General features: G+C 65.7%; 22 protein-coding genes. 11 read left to right on the top strand and 11 right to left on the bottom strand.

Features of this window, described 5'->3' with window-relative positions; translation table 11 throughout:
* Positions 1-48 precede the first annotated feature (48 nt).
* Positions 49-546, bottom strand: coding sequence for a DUF892 family protein (locus tag LC407_RS07415; protein ID WP_032974702.1), 498 nt, complete (start codon positions 544-546; stop codon positions 49-51).
* Between the two features lie 145 nt (positions 547-691).
* On the bottom strand, positions 692-961 hold the full coding sequence (locus tag LC407_RS07410) for a hypothetical protein (RefSeq protein WP_223482522.1): 270 nt from the start codon (positions 959-961) through the stop codon (positions 692-694).
* 175 nt (positions 962-1136) lie between these two features.
* On the opposite strand from LC407_RS07410, the gene LC407_RS07405 reads away from it, so the two are divergent.
* Both LC407_RS07405 and LC407_RS07400 read left to right on the top strand, forming a co-directional pair.
* Positions 1137-1592, top strand: coding sequence for a BLUF domain-containing protein (locus LC407_RS07405; RefSeq protein ID WP_223482521.1), 456 nt, complete (start codon positions 1137-1139; stop codon positions 1590-1592).
* Between the two features lie 151 nt (positions 1593-1743).
* The gene (locus LC407_RS07400; protein WP_051501596.1) at positions 1744-2190 is read left to right on the top strand and encodes a DUF1579 family protein; all 447 of its coding nucleotides are present in this window, start codon (positions 1744-1746) and stop codon (positions 2188-2190) included.
* 53 nt (positions 2191-2243) lie between these two features.
* Here the strand turns inward: LC407_RS07400 and LC407_RS07395 are convergent, their stop codons facing one another.
* The gene (locus LC407_RS07395) at positions 2244-2486 is read right to left on the bottom strand and encodes a hypothetical protein (protein ID WP_223482520.1); all 243 of its coding nucleotides are present in this window, start codon (positions 2484-2486) and stop codon (positions 2244-2246) included.
* A gap of 247 nt (positions 2487-2733) precedes the next feature.
* On the opposite strand from LC407_RS07395, the gene LC407_RS07390 reads away from it, so the two are divergent.
* From LC407_RS07390 to LC407_RS07365, 6 genes are all read left to right on the top strand, one after another.
* Positions 2734-3267: a sorbitol dehydrogenase family protein gene (locus LC407_RS07390; RefSeq protein WP_223482519.1), complete on the top strand. Its 534-nt coding sequence runs from the start codon at positions 2734-2736 to the stop codon at positions 3265-3267.
* Between the two features lie 46 nt (positions 3268-3313).
* Positions 3314-4954: a GMC family oxidoreductase gene (locus LC407_RS07385; RefSeq protein WP_032974706.1), complete on the top strand. Its 1641-nt coding sequence runs from the start codon at positions 3314-3316 to the stop codon at positions 4952-4954.
* Positions 4951-6348, top strand: coding sequence for a cytochrome c (locus LC407_RS07380; protein WP_033831150.1), 1398 nt, complete (start codon positions 4951-4953; stop codon positions 6346-6348). Before LC407_RS07385 ends, LC407_RS07380 begins: the two co-directional genes overlap by 4 nt.
* A complete protein-coding gene (locus LC407_RS07375) occupies positions 6345-7616 on the top strand; it encodes a carbohydrate porin (RefSeq protein ID WP_223482518.1) in 1272 nt (423 codons plus the stop codon). Before LC407_RS07380 ends, LC407_RS07375 begins: the two co-directional genes overlap by 4 nt.
* A gap of 124 nt (positions 7617-7740) precedes the next feature.
* Positions 7741-9315, top strand: a complete 1575-nt coding sequence (locus LC407_RS07370) for a CocE/NonD family hydrolase (RefSeq protein WP_223482517.1) — start codon at positions 7741-7743, stop codon at positions 9313-9315.
* Positions 9316-9395: 80 nt separating this feature from the next.
* Positions 9396-9755 (top strand): hypothetical protein, encoded by a 360-nt coding sequence (locus LC407_RS07365; RefSeq protein ID WP_100436328.1) that lies wholly within the window; start codon positions 9396-9398, stop codon positions 9753-9755.
* A gap of 99 nt (positions 9756-9854) precedes the next feature.
* On the opposite strand, the gene LC407_RS07360 is transcribed toward LC407_RS07365, so the two are convergent.
* Positions 9855-10259, bottom strand: a complete 405-nt coding sequence (locus LC407_RS07360; RefSeq protein ID WP_223482516.1) for a hypothetical protein — start codon at positions 10257-10259, stop codon at positions 9855-9857.
* 239 nt (positions 10260-10498) lie between these two features.
* Between LC407_RS07360 and LC407_RS07355 the strand changes: the two genes are divergently transcribed.
* Positions 10499-10657: a hypothetical protein gene (locus tag LC407_RS07355; protein ID WP_223482515.1), complete on the top strand. Its 159-nt coding sequence runs from the start codon at positions 10499-10501 to the stop codon at positions 10655-10657.
* A 66-nt stretch (positions 10658-10723) separates the two neighbouring features.
* On the opposite strand, the gene LC407_RS07350 is transcribed toward LC407_RS07355, so the two are convergent.
* The 3 genes from LC407_RS07350 to LC407_RS07340 are packed head-to-tail and all read right to left on the bottom strand — an operon-like array spanning position 10724 to position 13731.
* Complete coding sequence (locus LC407_RS07350; RefSeq protein WP_080148734.1) at positions 10724-11746, bottom strand: NADP-dependent oxidoreductase; 1023 nt, start codon at positions 11744-11746, stop codon at positions 10724-10726.
* Positions 11747-11798: 52 nt separating this feature from the next.
* Positions 11799-12587: an SDR family oxidoreductase gene (locus LC407_RS07345; RefSeq protein WP_223482514.1), complete on the bottom strand. Its 789-nt coding sequence runs from the start codon at positions 12585-12587 to the stop codon at positions 11799-11801.
* A 46-nt stretch (positions 12588-12633) separates the two neighbouring features.
* Positions 12634-13731: an alkene reductase gene (locus LC407_RS07340; RefSeq protein WP_223482513.1), complete on the bottom strand. Its 1098-nt coding sequence runs from the start codon at positions 13729-13731 to the stop codon at positions 12634-12636.
* 144 nt (positions 13732-13875) lie between these two features.
* Between LC407_RS07340 and LC407_RS07335 the strand changes: the two genes are divergently transcribed.
* Positions 13876-14457 carry a TetR family transcriptional regulator gene (locus LC407_RS07335; protein WP_223482512.1) on the top strand — a complete coding sequence of 194 codons (582 nt, stop codon included), beginning with the start codon at positions 13876-13878 and terminating at the stop codon, positions 14455-14457.
* A 61-nt stretch (positions 14458-14518) separates the two neighbouring features.
* Here LC407_RS07335 and LC407_RS07330 read toward each other — a convergent pair whose 3' ends face one another.
* On the bottom strand, positions 14519-15214 hold the full coding sequence (locus LC407_RS07330) for a type 1 glutamine amidotransferase domain-containing protein (RefSeq protein WP_154880411.1): 696 nt from the start codon (positions 15212-15214) through the stop codon (positions 14519-14521).
* 16 nt (positions 15215-15230) lie between these two features.
* Entirely contained in the window at positions 15231-16166 is a 936-nt protein-coding gene (locus LC407_RS07325; protein ID WP_223482511.1) for an NAD-dependent epimerase/dehydratase family protein, read from the bottom strand.
* Positions 16167-16340: 174 nt separating this feature from the next.
* Between LC407_RS07325 and LC407_RS07320 the strand changes: the two genes are divergently transcribed.
* Entirely contained in the window at positions 16341-16793 is a 453-nt protein-coding gene (locus LC407_RS07320; RefSeq protein ID WP_080148736.1) for a MerR family transcriptional regulator, read from the top strand.
* A 26-nt stretch (positions 16794-16819) separates the two neighbouring features.
* On the opposite strand, the gene LC407_RS07315 is transcribed toward LC407_RS07320, so the two are convergent.
* Together LC407_RS07315 and LC407_RS07310 are read right to left on the bottom strand one after the other, a co-directional pair.
* Entirely contained in the window at positions 16820-18481 is a 1662-nt protein-coding gene (locus LC407_RS07315; RefSeq protein ID WP_223482510.1) for a fatty acid--CoA ligase, read from the bottom strand.
* 25 nt (positions 18482-18506) lie between these two features.
* Complete coding sequence (locus tag LC407_RS07310) at positions 18507-20351, bottom strand: D-(-)-3-hydroxybutyrate oligomer hydrolase (RefSeq protein ID WP_223482509.1); 1845 nt, start codon at positions 20349-20351, stop codon at positions 18507-18509.
* Positions 20352-20405 lie beyond the last annotated feature (54 nt).

The following is a 20405-nucleotide window of genomic DNA, read 5'->3' as shown; positions in this document are numbered from 1 at the left end:
GCCCCCCTGAGGGAGCGACGCGTAGGCTGATCTGCGGTGCACCTGCGATCACGCGGCCTGGGCGGCCTTGGCGTTGCCGCCGCTCTTGGCCAGCAGGGTCAGCTTCTCGTCCGTGGCCTTTTCTTCTTCCAGCGTTTCCAGCAGCAACGGCACAGCATCCTTGTATCCGAGCTGCTTGGCCAGCGCGGCGATGGTGCCGTAGGAAGCGATTTCGTAATGCTCGACTTTCTGCGCGCCGCCAATCAGTGCTGCATCGCGCACCGGGCCCTTTTCAATGCTCTCGATGACTTCCTTGCCTTCTTCCACCAGGCCTTCCATCGCCGCGCACTTGATCCGCTTCAGGCGGATGCCCAGCACCTCCACCACCTGGTCGATGCGCTCGATCTGGCCCTGGGTCTCCTCAAGGTGCGTCTCGAACGCAGCGGCAAGTGCGGGGTTCTCTGCGGCCCGGGCGAGGCGCGGCAGGGCCTTGGTCAGCTGCTTCTCGGCACTGTAGATGTCGGACAGTTCGTGGATGAAAAGGTCTTCAGCGGTCTTGATGGCCATGGTGCGCTCCAGCAGGGAAGGAGCGACGAGGCTATCCCGGCCGGTGTTGGGGTGCGGGGTAGATGCAGTGAACGGCGGATGCGCATCGAGCGCGCAGATGCATGCATTCCCCTCACGCCGGGCACTGTGCGCGTCGGAACCAAGCTCAGCGGGGGGCGGCCGCTGCTGCAGATTGGCCGGTTGCCGCCAGGTGTTCGCGGTCTACCAGGCGCGCATTGCTGACGGCCTGGTGCGACCCGCACCTTCCGCAGGTCAGCAGCGTGCCCCCCGTCATCCGCTTGAGCTCCGCGTCGGCGCGGGACACGTGGTGGCACTGGTTGCAGCGGAAGGCGATAGCGGTGACCTGATCGATGCAGCCTCGTGCATCGGTCGCGTAGTCCACTGAAAAGACGTAGAAGAGTCCGGTGTCAGGCATGAAGTCGATCTCGCGGGCGGACCTGTTTCATGCCATGGGGCAGCAGTGCATGGCGTGAATCCTTTTCGGGTTCGTTTTCACATTTCACTGAATTGTTCTGTTTCAGGCTGCGCCTGCTGCGCTGCCTCAACCGGCCTTCTGCTACGGTTGGGAGCCCACTGCAGGGAGGTCGAACGTGCCCATCAGAGCCGTTGTATATACCAGCGAGGCGGCAGCGGATATTGCTGCCAGCCGGCTGGGCCAGACCGGGGGCAGGCTGTGCGGAATCGTGGATGACGCAGCACGTTTCAACCGTGATGCCGGCGTCACTGGCGTACTACTGTTCGATGGCGCGCGCTTTGTGCAATACATGGAAGGCCCGGACGATGGCCTGCAGGTGGCATATTCCCGGGTGCTGGGTGCCAGCAGCCACAGCGGCCTGATCGAACTGCAGCGCGGCAGGGTGGGGCAGAGACGCCTGCCTTTCTGGCCCATGCGTTGGCTGCCGGTGGAACCGACGGAGCTGTGGCGGGTGGCCGGCGCGGACTGGACCAGTTTCGTCCAGCGCGAGGGCACCGCTGCGCCCACCACTACTGCCACGGGCATGGAGCTGCTGCGCGCCCTGGTTGAACCCTATGCCGCAGCGTTGTGAGTACACTCCGCATCGGCACGCAATGGATGGTGGAGGGCATGGCACCCGACGAGGTGGCAGCCGTATTGCCGGAGGCCACGGAAAGCGGCAGGCTTCGATTGCAGCCTTTCGCCAGCATCGGTCCCTGGACCTCACCCAGTACGGAGTCGCCATGACACAAGCAACTTTCCACAGCGGACACCACCGCCGGCTGGACGTTCTTGCCGGAGCGTGGGAGACCACCCTCATCGCGCTGCAACCCGACGGCAGCACGGGCGGGGTGTCGTTCGCATCGGACGTTTACACGTGGATGCCCAATGGTCACTTCCTGGTGCATGAGGTCGACGCGATGATGGACGGGCAGCGTGTGCGCTCCACGGAAATCATCGGCGTCGATGTTGAATCCGGTGGTTTCTTCAGCCGCAGCTACGACGCTGATGGTGGCACCAGCGATTTCACTTCACGACTTGATGGCGGCAGGTACACCATCCAGGGCCAGTCCCAGCGGTTCGACGGCGTGATCAGCAGCGACCGGCAGTTGCTGACCGGGGAATGGGAGCATCGGGTCGGCGATGACTGGATACCGTTCGTCCGCATCGTGCTTGAAAGGGCCGAGTAGATTCGCTTGTTCCGCGGGCGCCCCCGCATCGGGGGCTTCGCGGCTGGCTGCGCCTAGCGCTTGGGCGGCGGTGGCGGCGGCGCGGCTTCTTTCCCGCGTTCGGCCTCCGGCCCCGAGGCCTGGTCTTCGGAGGCGGCGGTGCCGCTGCCGCCGCCGGGCACGTTGCGCGCCGGCGCGCTGGCCGCTGGCGGGGTTTGCCGAACCGCATCGGCATGTTGTGCCTTATCGGTCGGTTCGCCTTGATTGCAGGCCGACAATACCATCGTCGCCACGGCACACAGCAACAGTACCCGCATGGCCACTCTCCAGAGTAGGAAACCCCTTGTTTCTAGCGTTGAGCGCGTTTTGCGGGCGTGACGGGGGCGGCAGCGCACCGGCTGAAATCTGCCTCTGCTGGTGCCGGGAAGAAGGGTGCTTCGCCGCGCTTCGGCTCTTCCTGCTCACTCCGCGACGACGTTCAGGTGCGTTAAAGTTGCCCGGGTAGGTGCCCCCCGCGTCGCGGTCAGGGGCAGCCGAAGAAGTGACGCATCAGGAGTCCACATCATGAGTGTTCCCGAGGGATTGGAAGGGAGTGGGCAAGGCCTGACGCGCAGAACCTTCCTGCTGGCCGTTGGCTCCGCTTCGCTGCTGGTTGCCTGCAACGGCAAGGCGCCAGCAACCCATGCCGGTGCCACGCCAGCGAAACGGACGGATGGGCGCTTTCTGCAGCTCTCCCAGGCACTGACCGGGAAGTCCGACCTTGATCCGGCAACCGCCGCGCGCATCGAAGCCGCCTTCGCCAAGCTGCATCCCGACATGCACGCCCAGTTCCCCGCACTCGCGGCCAAGGCGCAACAGGTGCACGGCGCTGAAGCGCTGCTGGCGGCTGTTGGCGATGCACGGCCGACAGCGCTGGCCATCATCACTGCCTGGTACACCGGCAGCGTAGGCAAGGGGCCGCAGGCCATCACCGTTTCCTATCGCGATGCGCTGATGCAGCGCCCGGTGGACGATGGCCTGTTCCCGCCCACCTATGCACAAGGCGGTCCCGCATGGTGGACGGCCGAACCGCCGGCGGCGGTACGCGCGCACGGCTGAGCCTGCGCTTCCAGCTCTTTTCCCGTAATTGTTATGGATTCCCCTCATGAAAGCTCCGGTTTTCCGTGATGGCGACGCCGATGCCGATGTTGTGATCGTCGGTTCGGGCGTCGTCGGCGCATTGATCGCCCACCAGTTGGTTCGTGCCGGAAAATCGGTTCTTGTGCTTGAGGCGGGCCCCCGCCTGCATCGTTCCGACGTGGTCGAAAACTGGCGCAACGTCAGCTTCGAGCGGCGCATCGGCAGTGATTTCCAGGGGCCGTATCCGCAGTCACCGCTTGCCACCGCGCCGCTGTACTTCCCGGCCAATGACTACGTGGGCCTGACCGGCCCCGATGCCAGCAGCTTCCATCAGGGCTTCATCAAGGCCGTGGGTGGCACCACCTGGCACTGGGCCGCCTCCTGCTGGCGCCACCTGCCGGTGGACTTCAGGATGCAGAGCACCTACGGGGTGGGGCGCGACTGGCCGATCAGCTACGACGACATCGAGCCTTATTACTGCCGCGCCGAGGAGGCGATGGGCGTCTCCGGGCCGAATGATCCGGACAAGCAGAGCCCCTCCGAGCGATCCAGGCCCTACCTCGCCGACATGATTCCCTGGGGCAACGGTGACAAGGTGTTCGCCGAGGTGGTCAATCCGCACGGCTACAACCTGGTGCCCATTCCGCAGGGTCGCATGGTCACGCCCTGGAACGACCGGCCCGCCTGCTGCGGCAACAACAACTGCCAGCCGATCTGCCCGATCGGCGCGATGTACAACGGCATCCATACCATCGAAGCGGCCGAGAAACTGGGTGCGCAGGTGCTGGCCGAAGCAGTGGCCTACAAGATCGATACCGACGCGCAGAACCGGGTCACGGCCATCCACTGGTATGACAACAACAAGGTCAGCCACAAGGCCACCGGCCGTAGTTTCGTGATTGCGTGCAATGCACTGGAGACGCCGCGTCTGCTGCTGCTCGCCGCCAATGAGCAGAACCCGAACGGCATCGCCAACAGTTCCGACCAGGTGGGGCGCAACATGCTCGACCATTCCGGTTTCCACTGCTCGTTCATTGCCGACAGGCCGATCTGGCTGGGCCGTGGACCGGCGCAGTCCAGCTGCATGGTTGGCCCGCGCGACGGCGCCTTCCGCTCGCAGTACTCGGCCACCAAGATCATCCTCAACAACATCAGCCGGGTGGCGATCGCCACCGACCAGGCGCTGAAGAAAGGCCTGGTCGGCGACGCGCTGGATGCGGAGATCCGCCGCCGTGCGGTCTTCGGCGTGGATCTTTCGATCAGCCTGGAACCCTTGCCGGATCCCAGCAATCGCCTGACGCTGTCCAAGACGCGAGTGGATGGCCACGGCCTGGCCTGCCCGGATATCCACTACTCGCTGGGCGACTACGCCCGCAAGGGCTATGACGAGTCCTGCAAGCAGTTGCGTCACATCGGCTCGCTGTTCAACGCCGAGGAATTCGTCATCACCACGGCGCTCAACGCCAACAACCACATCATGGGCTCGACCATCATGGGCGCGGATCCGCGCGATTCGGTGGTCGATGGCGATTGCCGCGCACACGATCATCCCAACCTGTGGCTCCCGGGTGGCGGCCCGATGGTGTCGGCCAGCGTGGTCAACAGCACCTTGACCATGGCCGCGCTTGCGCTGAAGGCAGCAGATGCCATCGAGCGTGCCGCATGAAGACCTTCTGCTCGCTTCTGCTGATGATGCTGGCTGCAGCCAGCCAATCCGCGCGCGCAGACGAGGTTGCCGAACGTGGGCGCTACCTCTCGGTCGCTGCGGACTGCGTGGCATGCCACACCAGCCCCAAGCAGGGCAAACCCTACGCAGGCGGCTACGCGATTGCCTCGCCGCTGGGTGAGATATGGGCAAGCAATATCACGCCCTCCAGAAGCCATGGCATCGGCCTCTACAGCGAAGATGATTTCGCCAAGGCGGTACGCGAAGGCGTGCGCAAGGACGGCGCCCATCTGTATCCGGCGATGCCCTATACCTCCTATGCCAAGCTGACCGACGAGGACATCCACGCGCTGTATACCTACTTCATGAAGGAGGTGGCGCCGGTCGATGAGGAAGCTCACGCGACCGAGCTGCCGTTTCCCTTCAGCATCCGCCAGTCCATGGCGGTGTGGAACCTGCTGTTCCTGGACAAGGAAACGTTCACCCCCGATGCGGGCAGGAGCGCGCAGTGGAATCGCGGCGCCTATCTGGTGGAGGGTCTGGCGCACTGCTCCAGCTGCCACAGTCCGCGCGGGCTGATGATGCAGGAAGTGGGTGGCAAGGCCTTCGCCGGCGGATCGCTGGGTGACTGGTACGCCCCCAACATCACCTCCCACCCCACCAGCGGTATCGGGGGTTGGAGCGATGCCGAGCTGGCCCAGTACCTGAAGACCGGCCGCGTCGCCGGTAAGGCGCAGGCCGGCGGCGGCATGGCCGAAGCGGTGAGCAACAGCCTGTCCAAGCTGCAGGACGAGGACATCGCCGCCATCGTCGCGTACCTGCGCACGGTGCCGGCCGTGGCCGACCCTGATGCCACGCGGGCCGCCTTCGCGTGGGGAGACGCCGCCACGGCGCCGGGTGAGCAGCCGGTACGCGGAACGAGTGCTGCATTGGCCTCGGGCGGTGTGCTGTATTCGGGCCTGTGTGCAAGCTGCCACGGTTCGCGCGGCGAGGGCAGCAGGGACGGGTACTACCCCTCCCTGGTGCACAACACCACCGTCGGCATGACCCGCCCGCAGAACCTGATCGCCACCATCATCGGCGGCATTGACCGCGATGTGCACGGCGAACACGCGTTGATGCCGCACTTCTCGAAAGGCTCGTTCGTACAGGACCTGAGTGACGCCGATATCGCAGCGGTTGCGACCTACGTGCGCACGCAGTTCGGGCCGGGCGACCAGGTCACCGAGGCGCAGGTTGCGCTGACCCGTGCCGGCGGCGAGAAGCCACTTCTGGCGAAGATTGCACGCTTGTGGCTGCCGATGCTCATCCTTGCCGTGCTGGCGTTGGTAGGCATCGTGCTGCTGGTGCGACGCGCCTGGAAGACCCGGAAGGCGCGGAGGGCGGCCGCATGAATTTCGTATCCTTGACCGGCATCGGGCTGCTTGCCTTCATCGTCAACGGGTCGGTGTCGGCTGCCGAATCAGGTGCCACCGCCAAGCACAAATCGGTCGACAGTGTCGCGCAGACGCCGCTGAGCGCGGATTGGGCAGCGCGCCTCTGGCTGCAGGACCACGGCGTTACCCCCAGCGCACGCATCGTGATCGGCAGCGGCGTCAACAGCGATGGGTACAAGGGCAGTGGCTGGTCCACCGCCGAGCACATCGACCTGGGCGCGACGATCGACACCGGCAAGGCATTCGGCTTCGACGGCACCCTGCGCGTGGTGTTCTCCGATCGCTTCGGCAACGCCATCAACGAACGATCCACCGGTTCCTACATCCAGAACCAGGCCTTCTATGGCCAGGGCCAGAACCTGCGTTTCAACGAGCTCTCCTACGAGCGTTTTCTGCTGGGCAAGCGGTTGAGCCTGAAGGGTGGCTTCTACTCGATGGGCAACGATTTCGGTGGCTTGCCTTACACCTGCAACTTCAACAACAACGGCCAGTGCGGGCATCCGCTGGGCCCGATCTACAGTTCTGGCTGGCTGGACAATCCGACAGGCCAATGGGGTCTGCGGGTAAAGTGGAATGATCCTTCAGGCTGGTACGCGCAGACCGGCATCTACGACGTCAACCCGACGCGCAAGCAGGCCAACAGTGGCTTCCATGTTTCGACGAAGGGAAAGACCGGCCTGTTCCTGCCGGTCGAGCTGGGCTACAGCCATGGCAAGTCCGGAGAGGACTATGGCGGTACCTACAAGGTCGGCTACTACCTGGATACCTCCAACGCCGATGACATCGGTGACCCGACGGCTCCTCGCGCTTCGCATCGCAGCGGTTCGTACGTGCAGGCCGCACAGCGGGTGTGGAAGCCTGAGGGTGACACGGTGCGCGGCATTTCGGTGTTCGGCGTGGCTACCCGTGCCGACGCAAAAACAGGGCTCATGCGCTACTCGTGGGAAGCGGGCGTGAGCTGGCGTGGCGTGATCGCATCGCGCGAAGATGATGTGCTCAGCCTGGCGTGGAACCGGCTGGACATCTCCGACCGGCTCGCCCGCCATCAGCAGCTGACCGGAAAGGATGTGCAGAGCAACGAGCAGTTCGTCGAGCTGAACTACGGCGTGCAGGTCGCCCCGTGGCTGGTGCTGCGGCCGGCGGTGCAGTACGTGGCACGGCCCGGCGCCTATGCCAGCCGACCCGACAGCTGGGTGTTCACCCTGCAGGCGCAGGCGACGCTGTAGGCGCGTCAGGGCCCGCAGCATGGGGTGCCGAACGTGCGCCCCATGCTGCAACGCAAGGTGTAAGCCACCATTCGCACTGGTACGGTCCTGCCCGTTGCACCAACAACGACGGGGAGAGACGACGATGCGCAAGGTATTGCTGCTGTTGATCCTGCTGACCGGACTGGCGCCCACCGCCTGGGCTGCCACGGTCAAGACCACCCACCGCACCCTTCCCAGCTGGGACGGCACGCCCCTCGGGGTCTTTGTCATCGAACCCCAGGACGCAGGTGGCGGCAAGTACCCGCTGCTGGTGATGCCCAGCAGCTGGGCCGTTCCCAGCGTGGAGTACGTAGGGGTGGCACAGTCGCTGGCCAAGCGCGGCTACGTGGTCCTCAGCTACAGCTCGCGCGGCTTCTGGGAGTCCGGCGGGGCCATCGATATTGCCGGGCCGGCCACGGTCGAGGATGTCAGCGCATTGATCGACTGGGCGCTGGACAACACCCAGGCCGACCCGGCTCGGATCGGCGTCTCGGGCATCTCCTACGGCGCAGGCACCAGCCTGCTGGCGGCGGCACGCGATCCCCGCATCAAGGCGGTGGCCGCCCTCAGCGGATGGGCCGACCTGCAGGCGTCGCTGTACGCCAACGACACCCCCAGCGCACAGGGAATCGCGCTGCTGGTGGCCGCCGGCCTGGTCACCGGCCGACCCGGGGCAGAGCTGGCCACGATCAACCGCAACGTGGTGGTCGGCAACTACCAGGGTGCAGTGGAATCGCTGCTGCCCGTGGCCGCCATCCGCAGCCCCGCTGCGAGCATCAGCGAGATCAACGCCAACCAGCCGGCCGTGTTCCTGGCCAACGCATTCAACGACAGCCTGTTCCCGCCGGGTCAGCTGGTGGATTTCTTCAACCAGCTGAAAGGCCCCAAGCAGCTGCAACTGCGCCACGGCGACCATGCCCTCAACGAGGCCTTGGGCGCACTGGGCATTCCCAACGAGGTCTACGACTCGGCGGGTGACTGGTTCGACCATTACCTCAAGGGCGTGGCCAACGGCATCGACCGCGAGCCGGCGGTGCAGCTGAAGTCGCAGAAGGGCAGCTGGAGCAGCTACCCGAACTGGCAGGCGACCAACAGTGGTGCGGTCAGCTACGCGTTGACCGCACCCGGTGGCCTGCTTCTGCCCACCGGGGGGCTGGTTGAAAATGGGCGCAGCAATGGCTGGAACTACCGCATCGGCAGCGGCCTGGGGACCGCCGCCAATTCCGGCGTGGCGATGGTGTCCGGCTCGCTGCAGATGATCAACCTGCCGCCGGGTGCGTACGTGCCTTTCATCGGGCGCAACGCTGCCGGCGTCTGGCAGGGGCCGGTGTACTGGAACGCACGCCGCCTGGACGGCGCGCCGGAAGTGCGCGTGACCGTTACCCCCAGCCGCGCCAACACCACGCTGTATGCCTATCTGTACGCGGAAGATGTGCTGGGCAATGGTCAGCTGATCAGCCACAAGCCCTACACCCTGCGAGGCGTTGCGCCCGGCCAGGCGACCACCCTCGATCTGCGCCTGGAAGCGAGCAGCTGGAACATTCCGGCGGGCAGCCGGCTGACGCTGGTGGTCGATACGGTGGACCTGCGCTATGCAGGCATCAGCCAGTTGGGCGGGGCGGTGACCTTCAGTTCGCCCGCGTCCGCACCATCGGTGCTGAAGGTGCCGTTGCATTGAGTTGCAAGCGGGCGCCCGTCGTTGCGGGCGCCTGCTTGCGTTGGTTACGCTGTTCGCATTCATGACGCATGGAGTATTCGATGGGGCCGGAAACGCTGATCGGCACAGCGGCAGCCGCCATCGCGCTGGTGGTAGTGCTGGCCCTGTTCAACAAGAAGCGACAGCCACCTTCGCGGATCTTCAAGTGCGGTCGCTGCGGCAGCGCCGCTCACCACAACGATCGCACCAGCAACGCCTGGCGCAATGGCAAAACCCGGTTCTTCTGCCAGGCCTGCCATCGCCAGTGGCTGCAGTCACAGCCGCCGTCCGAGCGGAGAAGCGGCGACGCTCGGAGCGATTTCACATCCACCACCAGCAACAGCAACGGCGGCTGCCTTGGCGTGCTCGCCCTGCTGGCCGTGTTGCCACTGGGCGGATGGCTGGCCTGGGCCTGTATCTGACACTACGTGTTGTGCCGTGCTGCAGCGTGCGGGGCCTCCTGCCATCCTGTCAGATCCAGCTGAGGACACCAGAAGACACCTGCGGACCGCGTGTTGCACTCAAAGCTTGCCGGCCGTCCTGTAGCGGGACGCGCCCTGTTCGATCAGCATCTGCAGCTCACGCAGAAGAGCCGGGTCCCAGGCATCGAAGTTGAAGCAGGACTTTCCTTGCATATGCTTCTTCAGGGCCGGGCTGATGCCCACCAGAAGCTCGGGAAAGGTGTAGACGGGCATGAAGTGGAATGAATGCCTGCGGCCCGATGCCTTCACCGCGCCGAAGAACTGCGCCTTGCCCTTGGCGTCAGCGTTCCTGCAATTGGCGTAGAAGTGACCAGCATCATCGTGTACCACCAGAAGATCGGCCTTGTAGGTGAGCAGCAGATCCCGCAGGGCGACGAACAGGTCGGGCGACGGACTGTCCAATGCACTGTTCGGCTGGGAGGCAGGCAGGCGAGGGTTCTTCATCGAAGTCGGCCCGGAGGGGAGTGCAGCGGGGATATCGTGCGCAGGTTCTGCCGGGCCAGCCTAGCACGCGCCCAGAGGCGGGTAAGGGCACGATCGGTGCTGCCCGGATACAGGCGTCGGGCAGAGGAGGATATGGGTCCTGATGGTACGGGCCAGTGTTGGCAGATGGAGATGGACTTGCAGCCTCGAGCACCTGAACATGGCGCTGCAAAACACACCCCCCGCAACCTGGCACCTCGATGAAGACTCTGGCTTTGATCGCACTTTCTCTTTCCATCTGCATCAGCCTTGCCGGATGCATCGCCCCGTTCCGCGTCAAGGCGCTTGAATATGCGGCCGCCGGCACGACCGCGCCCAAAACGCCGGCTCCGTCGATTCCTGCAGCGCCACCGCGGTGACGGCGCGGAGCAGCAATGGGCGAGGGCTTCGGTGCTGTTGAAAGCAGCGGGCCCGATGCTGCCTCCTCAGGGCTGCACGTGCTGTGTGTGCACCATCTGCACCACCACCTTGCCCTTGGCGCGGCCGCCGTCCATGTAGGCCAATGCTCTGCCGGTTTCCTCGAAGGGAAAGACCGTGTCCACCACCGGGCGCAGGGCGCCTGATTCGACCAGTGCCGTGACCTGTTCCAGCTGTTGCCCATCAGCACGCATGAACACGAAGCTGTACCGGATGTTCCTGCGCGCGGCCTTGCGGCGGATGCGAAGGCTCAACAGGCGCAGCACCTGCCGAAGCGGCCAGGCCAATCCTCTTGCCGCACCGAATGCTGGCGTGGGTGGCCCGGAAATGGAAATCAGGTGACCGCCGGGCTTGAGGATGCCGAGGGATCGATCGAGTTCGTCGCTGCCGAGGCTGTTGAGGACCACGTCGTAGTCACGCAGCACGGCAGCGAAGTCCTGCTGCCGGTAATCGATGACGACGTCCGCACCCAGTGCCTTCACCCAGGCAACGTTGGCCGTGCTGGTGGTGGTGGCGACGAAGGCGCCCAGGTGCTTGGCAAGCTGGATCGCAATCGTGCCGACGCCACCTGAGCCGGCCTGGATGAAGACCCGTTGTCCCTTCTTCAATGCTGCGGTTTCGACCAGCACCTGCCAGGCGGTCAGTGCCACCAGTGGCAGGGCGGCCGCCTCGACCATGCCAAGGTTCTTTGGTATTGGTGCTACCGAAGAGGCCTTGACCGCGATGTACTCGGCAAATCCGCCGATGCGATCATCGTCCGGGCGGGCATACACCGGGTCGCCCGGCTTGAACCGGCCTGCGCGATCGCCGACCCGCACCACCGTCCCGGCCACATCGTTGCCCAGGATCAACGGAAAGCGATAGGGCAGGATCTGTTTGAACTCGCCGTGCCTGATCTTGCTGTCCAGTGCATTCACGCCTGCGGCATGAACCCGGATCAGGACATCGTCGTCGCCCACATGCGGCTCGGGCACGTCGGCGATGCGGCCGACGTCCTTGCTGCTGTAGCGGTCAATGATGAAGGCTTTCATGGCGGACGGTTCCTGCAGTGATGGGGCCGGGTGGATGCAACGGAGGCCGGCCTCAGGCGCCGGTGCGGTAGCGCTCTGCGGCGTGCGCCTGGCGGATGTCGCCGAGCAGGGCCTGACGTGCGCCATCCAGCGTGTCCCAGCGTTCGGCCACGTGCAGCGGCGGAATGGTCACCGTTTCGCGACGATCGAAGCCGACCAGCGCTGCATCGACCAGTTCGCCAACGTCCATCACTTCAGCAAGCGTGGTGATGTCGATACCGGCGCGTTCCCAGATCTCGGTGCGCGTGGCAGCGGGCAGCACCGCCTGCACATGGACGCCCTTCGGGGCCAGTTCCTGGCTCAGGCCCTGCGACAGGAACAGCACGTACGCCTTGCTCGCGCCGTACACGGACATGCCGAACTCCGGTGCAAGGCCAACCACCGATCCGATGTTGACGATCGCGCCGTTGCCGGCACCGACCAGCCGCGGCGCAATGGCGGCGGCCAGGCGCGTGAGCGCGGTGGTGTTCAGGGTGACCAGGCGTTCGATGGCGTCGGCCGACTGTGCGAGGAAGTCGCCGGACTGGGCGATACCGGCATTGTTGATGAGGATGCCGATGCGCGCATCGTCGCGCAGCCGTGCCTCGACCGTGGCCAGCGCGTCAGCCTGGATGAGATCGGCCGGCAGTATGTCCACCGCCACGCCGGTCTCTTGGCGCAGTCGCGCGGCGAGTGCTTCCAGTCGGGCGCTGTCACGCGCGACCAGGACGAGGTCATGCCCGCGCCGCGCGAAGCGGTCGGCATAGGTGGCACCGATGCCGCTGGAAGCGCCGGTGATGAGGACGGAAGGGAGGACGGACATGATGGGCTTCTCTGGACGGGGGACGTGTCGGATGCGGGCGGCCGCGTTACTGCGCGTGCGCTTCAGCCAGGGTGGGGTAGTCGGTGTAGCCTTCGGCGCCACCGCCATACAGCGTGGCCGGGTTCAGTGCCGCCAGCGCTGCGCCGCGCTTGAGGCGCTCGACCAGATCGGGGTTGCTGATGAACGGGCGACCGAAGGCGACCAGATCGGCCTTGCCTTCGGATACACGGGCGCTGGCCAGCTGCAGGTCGTAGCCGTTGTTGGCCAGGTAGGTGCCGTTGAAGCGACGGCGCAGCCCATCGAAGTCGAACGGTGCCACATCGCGCGGGCCACCCGTGGCGCCCTCGACCACATGCAGGTAGACAATGCCCAGCGCGCTGAGTTGATCGACGATGTAGTCGTACTGGGGCTGCGGATCGCTGACGGTGGAAATGGCATTGGCCGGCGACACCGGCGAAATGCGCACGCCGGTGCGGTCAGCGCCGATTTCGCGCGCCACCGCAGCGGTCACCTCAAGCAGGAGGCGGGCACGGTTCTCGACCGAGCCGCCATACGCGTCGGTGCGCTGGTTGGCCCCGTCCTTGATGAACTGTTCGAGCAGGTAGCCGTTGGCGCCGTGGATCTCCACGCCGTCAAAACCCGCTGCGATGGCGTTGGCAGCCGCTTGGCGGAAATCGTCGACGATGGCGGGCAGCTCGTCGATTTCCAGGGCGCGCGGCTCGGACACATCGACGAAACCATTGTTGACGAAGGTCTTGGTCTGCGCGCGGAGGGCCGAGGCGGAAACCGGCGCGGCGTTGCCGGGTTGCAGGTCGACGTGCGAGATGCGGCCGACGTGCCACAGCTGCACGAAGATGCGCCCGCCGCGTGCATGCACCGCATCGGTGACGGTGCGCCAGCCGTCGATCTGGTCCTGCGTGTACAGCCCCGGGGTGTCCTGGTAACCCTGCGCCTGCGCCGAGACCTGGGTGGCTTCGGTGATGATCAGGCCGGCTGATGCGCGCTGGGCGTAGTAGGTGCTGGCCAGCGGACTGGGCACCAGGCCCTCCCCGGCGCGGTTGCGCGTCAGCGGTGCCATCACGATGCGGTTGGCCAGCGTCAGCGGGCCGAGGGGATAGGGCTGGAAAAGCGTGGCGTCGGACATGGGAGGGTGGGCTCGTCTACGGAGTAGGGGTCTGGATCAATGATGATGACCATCATCATTGAAGTCAATGGTTTGATGATGAATATAATCTATGTGTGTTAAAGTGCCCTCCACACGCGACAGGACTCCCAAGGGCGAAGGCTCATGAAGGTCACCAAGGCACAGGCGCAGGCCAACCGGGCACACATCGTCGAAACCGCCTCCACGCTGTTCCGCGAGCGCGGCTACGACGGCGTTGGCGTGGCCGACCTGATGGCCGCCGCTGGCTTCACCCATGGCGGCTTCTACAAGCATTTCGGCTCGAAGGCCGACCTGATGGCCGAAGCAGCCGCCTGCGGCCTGACCAGCTCGGCTGCAGCGGTGGCTGATCTGGATGTGCAGGCATTCGTGAGCGAGTACCTGTCCCGCGCGCACCGCGACGGGCCCGGCCAGGGTTGCACGCTGGCGGCGCTGTGCACCGACGCCGCGCGGCAGACGGACGCGGTCAAGGCTGCCTTTGCGGCCGGCATCGAGGCCAGGCTGGCAACACGTGCCACGCAGGAGGGGCAGGCGCAGCGCGATCCGGACGATGCGGCGCGTGCGCGCAGTATTGCGCTGATGGCTCAAGCGGTCGGCGCGCTGGTGCTGTCGAGGTCCTGCCCGGACGAATCGCCGCTGGCGGACGAAATCCTGGATGCATGCCGGGCGGATCTGCTGGCCCGGTTGCCAGCTGCGTCCAGCCGCTGAGCTGCGCCTTCCAGCGCCAGGACGTGCTGGAAGACGCAGCGCTGAAAGGCAGTGGTCAGTGCTAGCCGGACGTGCGCAGCAGCGCCGCAACCGCTTTTGCCGTCGCCTTGGCCGACTGCGGATTCTGGCCGGTGACCAGCCTGCCATCGACAACCACCTTCGGCACGAACGGCAGTAGTCCCTTCTCGTACAGGGCTCCTCGCCGGGACATTTCCGCCTGCGCGTTGTACGGCATCTGCCTGGAAACACCCGCCAGGATTTCCTCGGTCCAGGAGAATCCTGTTACCCGCCGGCCCTGCACCAGCAGTTGCCCATCGCTCAGCCGGGTATTGAGCAGGCCGCAATAGCCGTGGCAGACCGCCGAGACGATTCCGCCCTGCTCATGGATGTCCCGCGTGATTTTCTGGATGCCCTCGCTGTCCGGGAAATCCCACATCACCGCATGCCCACCGGTGAAGTAGATCGCGTCGTACGCGGCAGCGTCGACGTTGTCGGGGGCGAGCGTGTTGTCCAGCAGTGCCATGCGCGCCGGATCCTGCAGCCATGCCTTCGCCGAATGGTCCAGCGCCGGCCATTTCAGCGAGCGCGGCTCAAGCGGTGAGTGCCCGCCGCGTGGGCTGACCAGGTGCTGTTCATGGCCTTGCCCGGCGAACAGGTCGTAGGCATGCGTCAGTTCCGACAACCAGAGCCCGGTCCTGTGGCTGGGGTCATCGTAATGCGCGACGTTGGTGACAACATGAAGGATGCGACGGTTCATCAGATACGCCTCTGGCTCATTTTCCGGTTTCCCATTCGTGCTTGATCTGCCGCAGTCCTGCGTCGTAGCTGGTTACGGGAAAGTCGGGAAAGCGCTGCTTGAACTTTCCGGATTCGAAGCGATTGTCATGCTCATAGCGCGGCAGCAGCTCCCGAATCTCGCGCGCACCTTTCGAGAACAGGCCGGCGATGTACAGCGCAGTCCTGCCGAGGGTGGCATGGGTGTCCGGCCTGCCGAACACAGTGCAGGCCAGGGTGGCGAACTGGGCATAGGTCAATCTCGGCTCACTGCAGGGCAGATGCCACGTCTGGTTCTGCGCGTCGGGCGTATTGCCCAGCAGTGCGAGCGCGCGACTGGCGTCGGGCGTCCAGATCAGCGTTCTGAGGGTATCGTCGCGCAGTGGCACGCGCGGCGACTTGCCAGCCTTCAGCCTGTCGATGACGAGGGCATTGGTGAAGCTCTGCGTGCTGCCCGGGCCATAGAATTCCGGTGCTCGGGCGATGGTGACGGCGATGCGCCCGGCTGCCATCTCATCCAGGACCATGCGCGCCATCTCTGCGCGCACGCGTGCCTTCCTGCCCGCGGGCGCGAACGCGGTGTCCTCGGTCTGCGGAGCCGCCGTCTGCGGATACATGTAGGTATTGTCGAAGTACGCAAATGCAGCGCCGGTGGCGACGGCGGCATCCAGTGCGTTCTTCAGCATGGAAGGAAACTGCCGCTCCCAGAGCCCTGAATCCGGCGGCAGCCCTGCGGTGAAATAGACGATGTCGCTGCCTTCAACGGCTTTCAGCGTCTGCTCTGCGTCCAGCAGGTCCGCCGGCACAAGCTGGTCGCCCGTGTTGACCGGCCGCGGCGTGCGGCTCACCAGGCGAAGGTCGTCGGTGTAGGTGCGCCTCAACGCGCGCGCCAGTTCCTGGGCGATCTGGCCGTTTGCTCCCAGAATGGTCTGCATCTCTTTTCCTTGGGCGTCTGGGCCTCTGATCGCCCGGGGTGGAAGTTCAGCCCAGGGCGCCCGCATTTCAGTGCCGCGCGGGTGCTCGCCAGACCGCCGTCGGCAACCTCTCACGCTGACGGTCGCGGCAGTGTATGTTTAAAGTCAACTTGAAGGTCAAGGGGCAGTGGCAGGATGAAAATCGGGGATCTGGCCAAGGCCACGGGCCTGGCCCCATCGCGCATCCGGTTCTATGAGGCCGAAGGCCTGATCAGCGCGCCGCCCAGGGGGAGCAACGGCTACCGGATCTATTCCCCGGACGTATTGGGCGTGCTGCAGATCATCGACAACGCGCAACGCGTCGGCTTCTCACTTGATGAGATCCGGCATTTCCTGCCTGGGGGCACGCAGGCGTGCGATCACCAAGGCCTGGTCGAGTCGCTGGGCAGGCGCCTGGCCGAGATCCGGCGCTTGATCCTGCAACTGCAGGAGAACGAAGCGCGCCTGCTGGGCATCATCGAGGGTGTCACCCAGCGTCCTGAGGGCATTTCCTGCACCGACAACCAGCTCAGGCTGATGGATCTGCTGGATCCTCCACGGCGCCAGCGGGGCGGGAGCGCAGGGCGATCAAGTAGAGGAATGAAGTGACCCTTCGTTGGCCGCAGGCCGCAGCGTCAACCTGCGTCGGTGGCTGCGCCCAGATCATGCAGGCTGCGCAGCTTCTTCTTGTTGATCTTGCCCACGCTGGTGCGTTCCAGCGAATCGACGAAGCTGACGCGGTCAGGGATCGCGTAGCGGGAGATATCACCGGAGCGGCTGCGTGCTGCGACCAGTTCGATGATCTCCGCCTCGGTCACATCGCTGCCGTGCTGCCGGACCACCAACGGCAGCGGTCGTTCGCCCCATTTCGTATCGCTGATGCCGATCACCGCAACCTCGTTGACCGCCGGATGCAGGGCGATGATGTCCTCCAGGGCGAGCGAGGAGATCCACTCGCCACCGGTCTTGATCACATCCTTGATGCGGTCGGTCACGCGCAGGTAGCCGCTGCCATCGATGTTGCCGATGTCGCCGGTGTGCAGGTAACCGCCGGCCCATAAAGCCGTCGAAGCGTCCGGATTGTGCAGATAGCCCTGGGTGAGCCAGGGCGTGCGCACCACCACTTCCCCGGTGGCGATGCCATCGTGGGCAACATCATTCATGTGTTCGTCGACGATGCGCAGGTCAACCAGCGGCACCGGAATGCCGGCCTTGGTGCGCAGGGACAGCTCCTCGTGCGGGCCGTCCACGGCGTCGGCATCGATCTGCGCGAGGGTGAGCAGCGGGCAGGTTTCGGACATGCCGTAGCCGCCGAAGATGTCGATGCCACGGGCCAGTGCCTGCTGCGCCAGGGCCCGCGGTAGTGCCGCGCCGCCGATGATCACCTTCCAGCGGCGCAGGTCGGTATCGGCAGCGGCGGGATGGCCCAGCAGCATATGCAGGATGGTCGGCACGCAGTGCGAGAACGTCACCTTCTCGCGGGCGATCAGCGCCAGCAACGCGCCCGGCAGGTATCGGCCGGGGTAGACCTGCTTGATGCCCAGCAGCGTGGCCACGTACGGCATGCCCCAGGCATGGACATGGAACATCGGCGTGATCGGCATGTAGACATCGTCGCGGTGCAGCCGCCCCTGGCTGGACGCGCTGCCGAGGGCTGCCATCGCCGCAAGCGAGTGCAGTACCAGTTGCCGATGGCTGAAGTACACGCCTTTGGGCAGGCCCGTGGTGCCGGTCGTATAGAACGTGGTGGCGCGGGTGTTCTCGTCGAAGTCCGGGAAGCGGGTGATGGGCGTGGCCTCGCGCAGCCCGGCCTCATACTCGGTCACGAAACCCGCTGGCAGCGGGCCCTCATCATCATCCAGCAGGATGCGCGTGCGCACGTCCGGCAGCTGCTCTTCGATGGCGTCCAGCACCGGCAGGAACTCGCGGTTGGCCAGGATCACCCGCGCACCGCTGTGATTGAGCGTATAGGCAATCTGCTCGGGCGCCAGGCGGATGTTCACCATCATCAGCACCGCTCCGATCATCGGCACGGCGAAATAGCTCTCCAGGTAGCGGTTGCTGTCCCAGTCCATCACTGCCACGGTATCGCCGCGCTTTACCCCGAGCGAGGTCAGCAGCCCGGCCAACTGGCCGATGCGCGCCTGCAGGGTGCGGTAGTCGAAGCGGACCTTGTCGCCGTAGACGATTTCCTGCTGTGGTCGCACTGACAGAGGTGTCAGCAGCAGTTGCTTGATCAGCAGGGGGTAGGCATGAGGCTCGGCGGCGGGCGCGTCTGCGGCGGTGGCGAATGACATGTGATCTTCCTGATTGGGCGGCGCGTCAGCGGCCGGGGGGCGCGGGAATGGACAGCTGCTCGCGCAGCAGCGGCGCTTCCGCGCGTGGGCTCGGCTGGATGAGTGCATCCTGCGGCAGCGCTCGCGCTGGATCTTCAAGGTGTTCCCACACCTGGTCCATCGCCGCGAACAGGTAGGGCAGCAGCGGGACGTAGCGCTTCCGGTAGTCCGGGAAGGCCAGCAGCGAGTCGAAGTGCTGTGCCTTGTTCACCCGCCAATAGGCGATCTGCGCCCCGGCTTTGCGGGCAAGTGGCACGTAGCGATCACTGGTCATGCTGATCGGTACCAGCCCGTCGTCCAGGCCATGGATGACCACGATCGGCAGGCCGCGACGCGGCGCCTTGGCAGTCGCTGCGGCGATGCCGGCGCGTACCCGTCGGGCATCGGCGCTGTCACTCTCGCCAAGTGCGCGCAAGCAGCGCAGGCCACGCAGCGGATCAGCTGCCGCCCCGGTGGCATTGCCGTCCACCAGAACCACGCCGCTGCCCGGCGGGATGCCACTGCCCTCGCTCCACCAGGTTGCACGAACCTCGGCCGTGGCCGCGTGGGGTCTGCTGTCGGTGCCGGCGGCCGAGAAGCTGTACGCGCAGGGGTGTTCACCCGTGGCGTAGCGTCCATAGGCTGACGAGTAGGTCGCTGCGATGGCGCGCCACAGATCGAAACCGGTGGAGAATGCACCGGCGCGAAGTGCATCGGCGCTCAAACCCGCGTCGAGCAGCTGCTGCCGTGCCGACCGTGCCTGTGCTGCAGTGTCATCGCCTTGCACCAACCCAGCGGATTTCAGCGTGGCACATCGCTGGGTCCACCCCGGCACGGCCTGCGCCCGCATCGGCGGTTGTGGCAGATCGTCCTCCGTCAGCAGGGCACAGGGCATCAGCAACGCGGCCTGGGTCACGAAGTCATACAGCGCTGGTGCGCCGGCCACCGAGACATTGGGTTCGCCGGCCACCATTGCATCGAACCAGTCGCCTTCGATCTCCGCCGCGCGCAGCACGGCGCCACCGCCATTGGATACGCCCACGCCCAGCGTGCGTGTATTGGCCGCAGTGAACGGGGCCGATTGCGGATAGGCGCGGTCCAGCGCCTGCAGGCCGAACTGCAGCGCCTGCAGCAGATGGCGGCCCCAGTCCGCTTCCGGGTTGTCACCGGAATGGGCATGTTTGAAGGCGATTCCCTGCGTGGCTGTCGCACCCGCAGGAATGAAGGCCAACGCGCCTTGGCTGGCTGGCGTGCCGTCTGCCTGGAAGCCGGCCTTGGCGTCCAGATCGTAGTAATCACTGCCGGCGCCCTTGTCGGTATAGGCGACCGCGCAGCCATGTGCCAGGCCCCAGCTGCCGGCAACCGCGATCGCGCCATGGATGCCACGCGAGCCGGAAGATGCCGCGACGACCAGGCAGCGCCGCGCGGCGTCGAAGCTGTCGGGCACCTGCACCAGCACGCGGTGGGGATGGCGCGCGCCGGGAACGCGCGCATAGGCGGAGAGCTCGCGCCCGGGTACCGCCTGCAGGCTGCCGTAGACATCGCCAAAGCCGCCGCCGGGTGTCAGGTCGGCGATGCCGCGCCAGCTGCTCCAGATCGCACGACGCCGTGCTTCCTCGGCCGTGGGTTGGGCCGGGTTGGCAAACGCCGGCGCGGTGGCCGAGCGCAGGGCGTCGATGCCCAGGCCTGCGGTCAGCAGTTCGTCGCTGCCGCGATGCACGGTTTCCCGCCACTGCTCGAACACCGGAACAGCGGTAGTGGGGCGGGGCGGGGCGGCGTGGGTGCTGGAGATGCTGCCCAGAAGCAATGGCAGCGCGGCGCACAGCAGCATGACGGGGCGGTGGATGTTCATTGCTCCACCCTAACCATCCGGGCGGCGCACGCCAGCGTACCTTGGTACCCGTGC

It is taken from the genome of Stenotrophomonas sp. OVS01A (assembly GCF_019969775.1).
GTDB classification, from domain to species: domain Bacteria; phylum Pseudomonadota; class Gammaproteobacteria; order Xanthomonadales; family Xanthomonadaceae; genus Stenotrophomonas; species Stenotrophomonas indicatrix.
The sequence above is the reverse complement of the archived record's forward strand: the minus strand, read 5'-3'. Positions and strand labels throughout refer to the sequence as shown.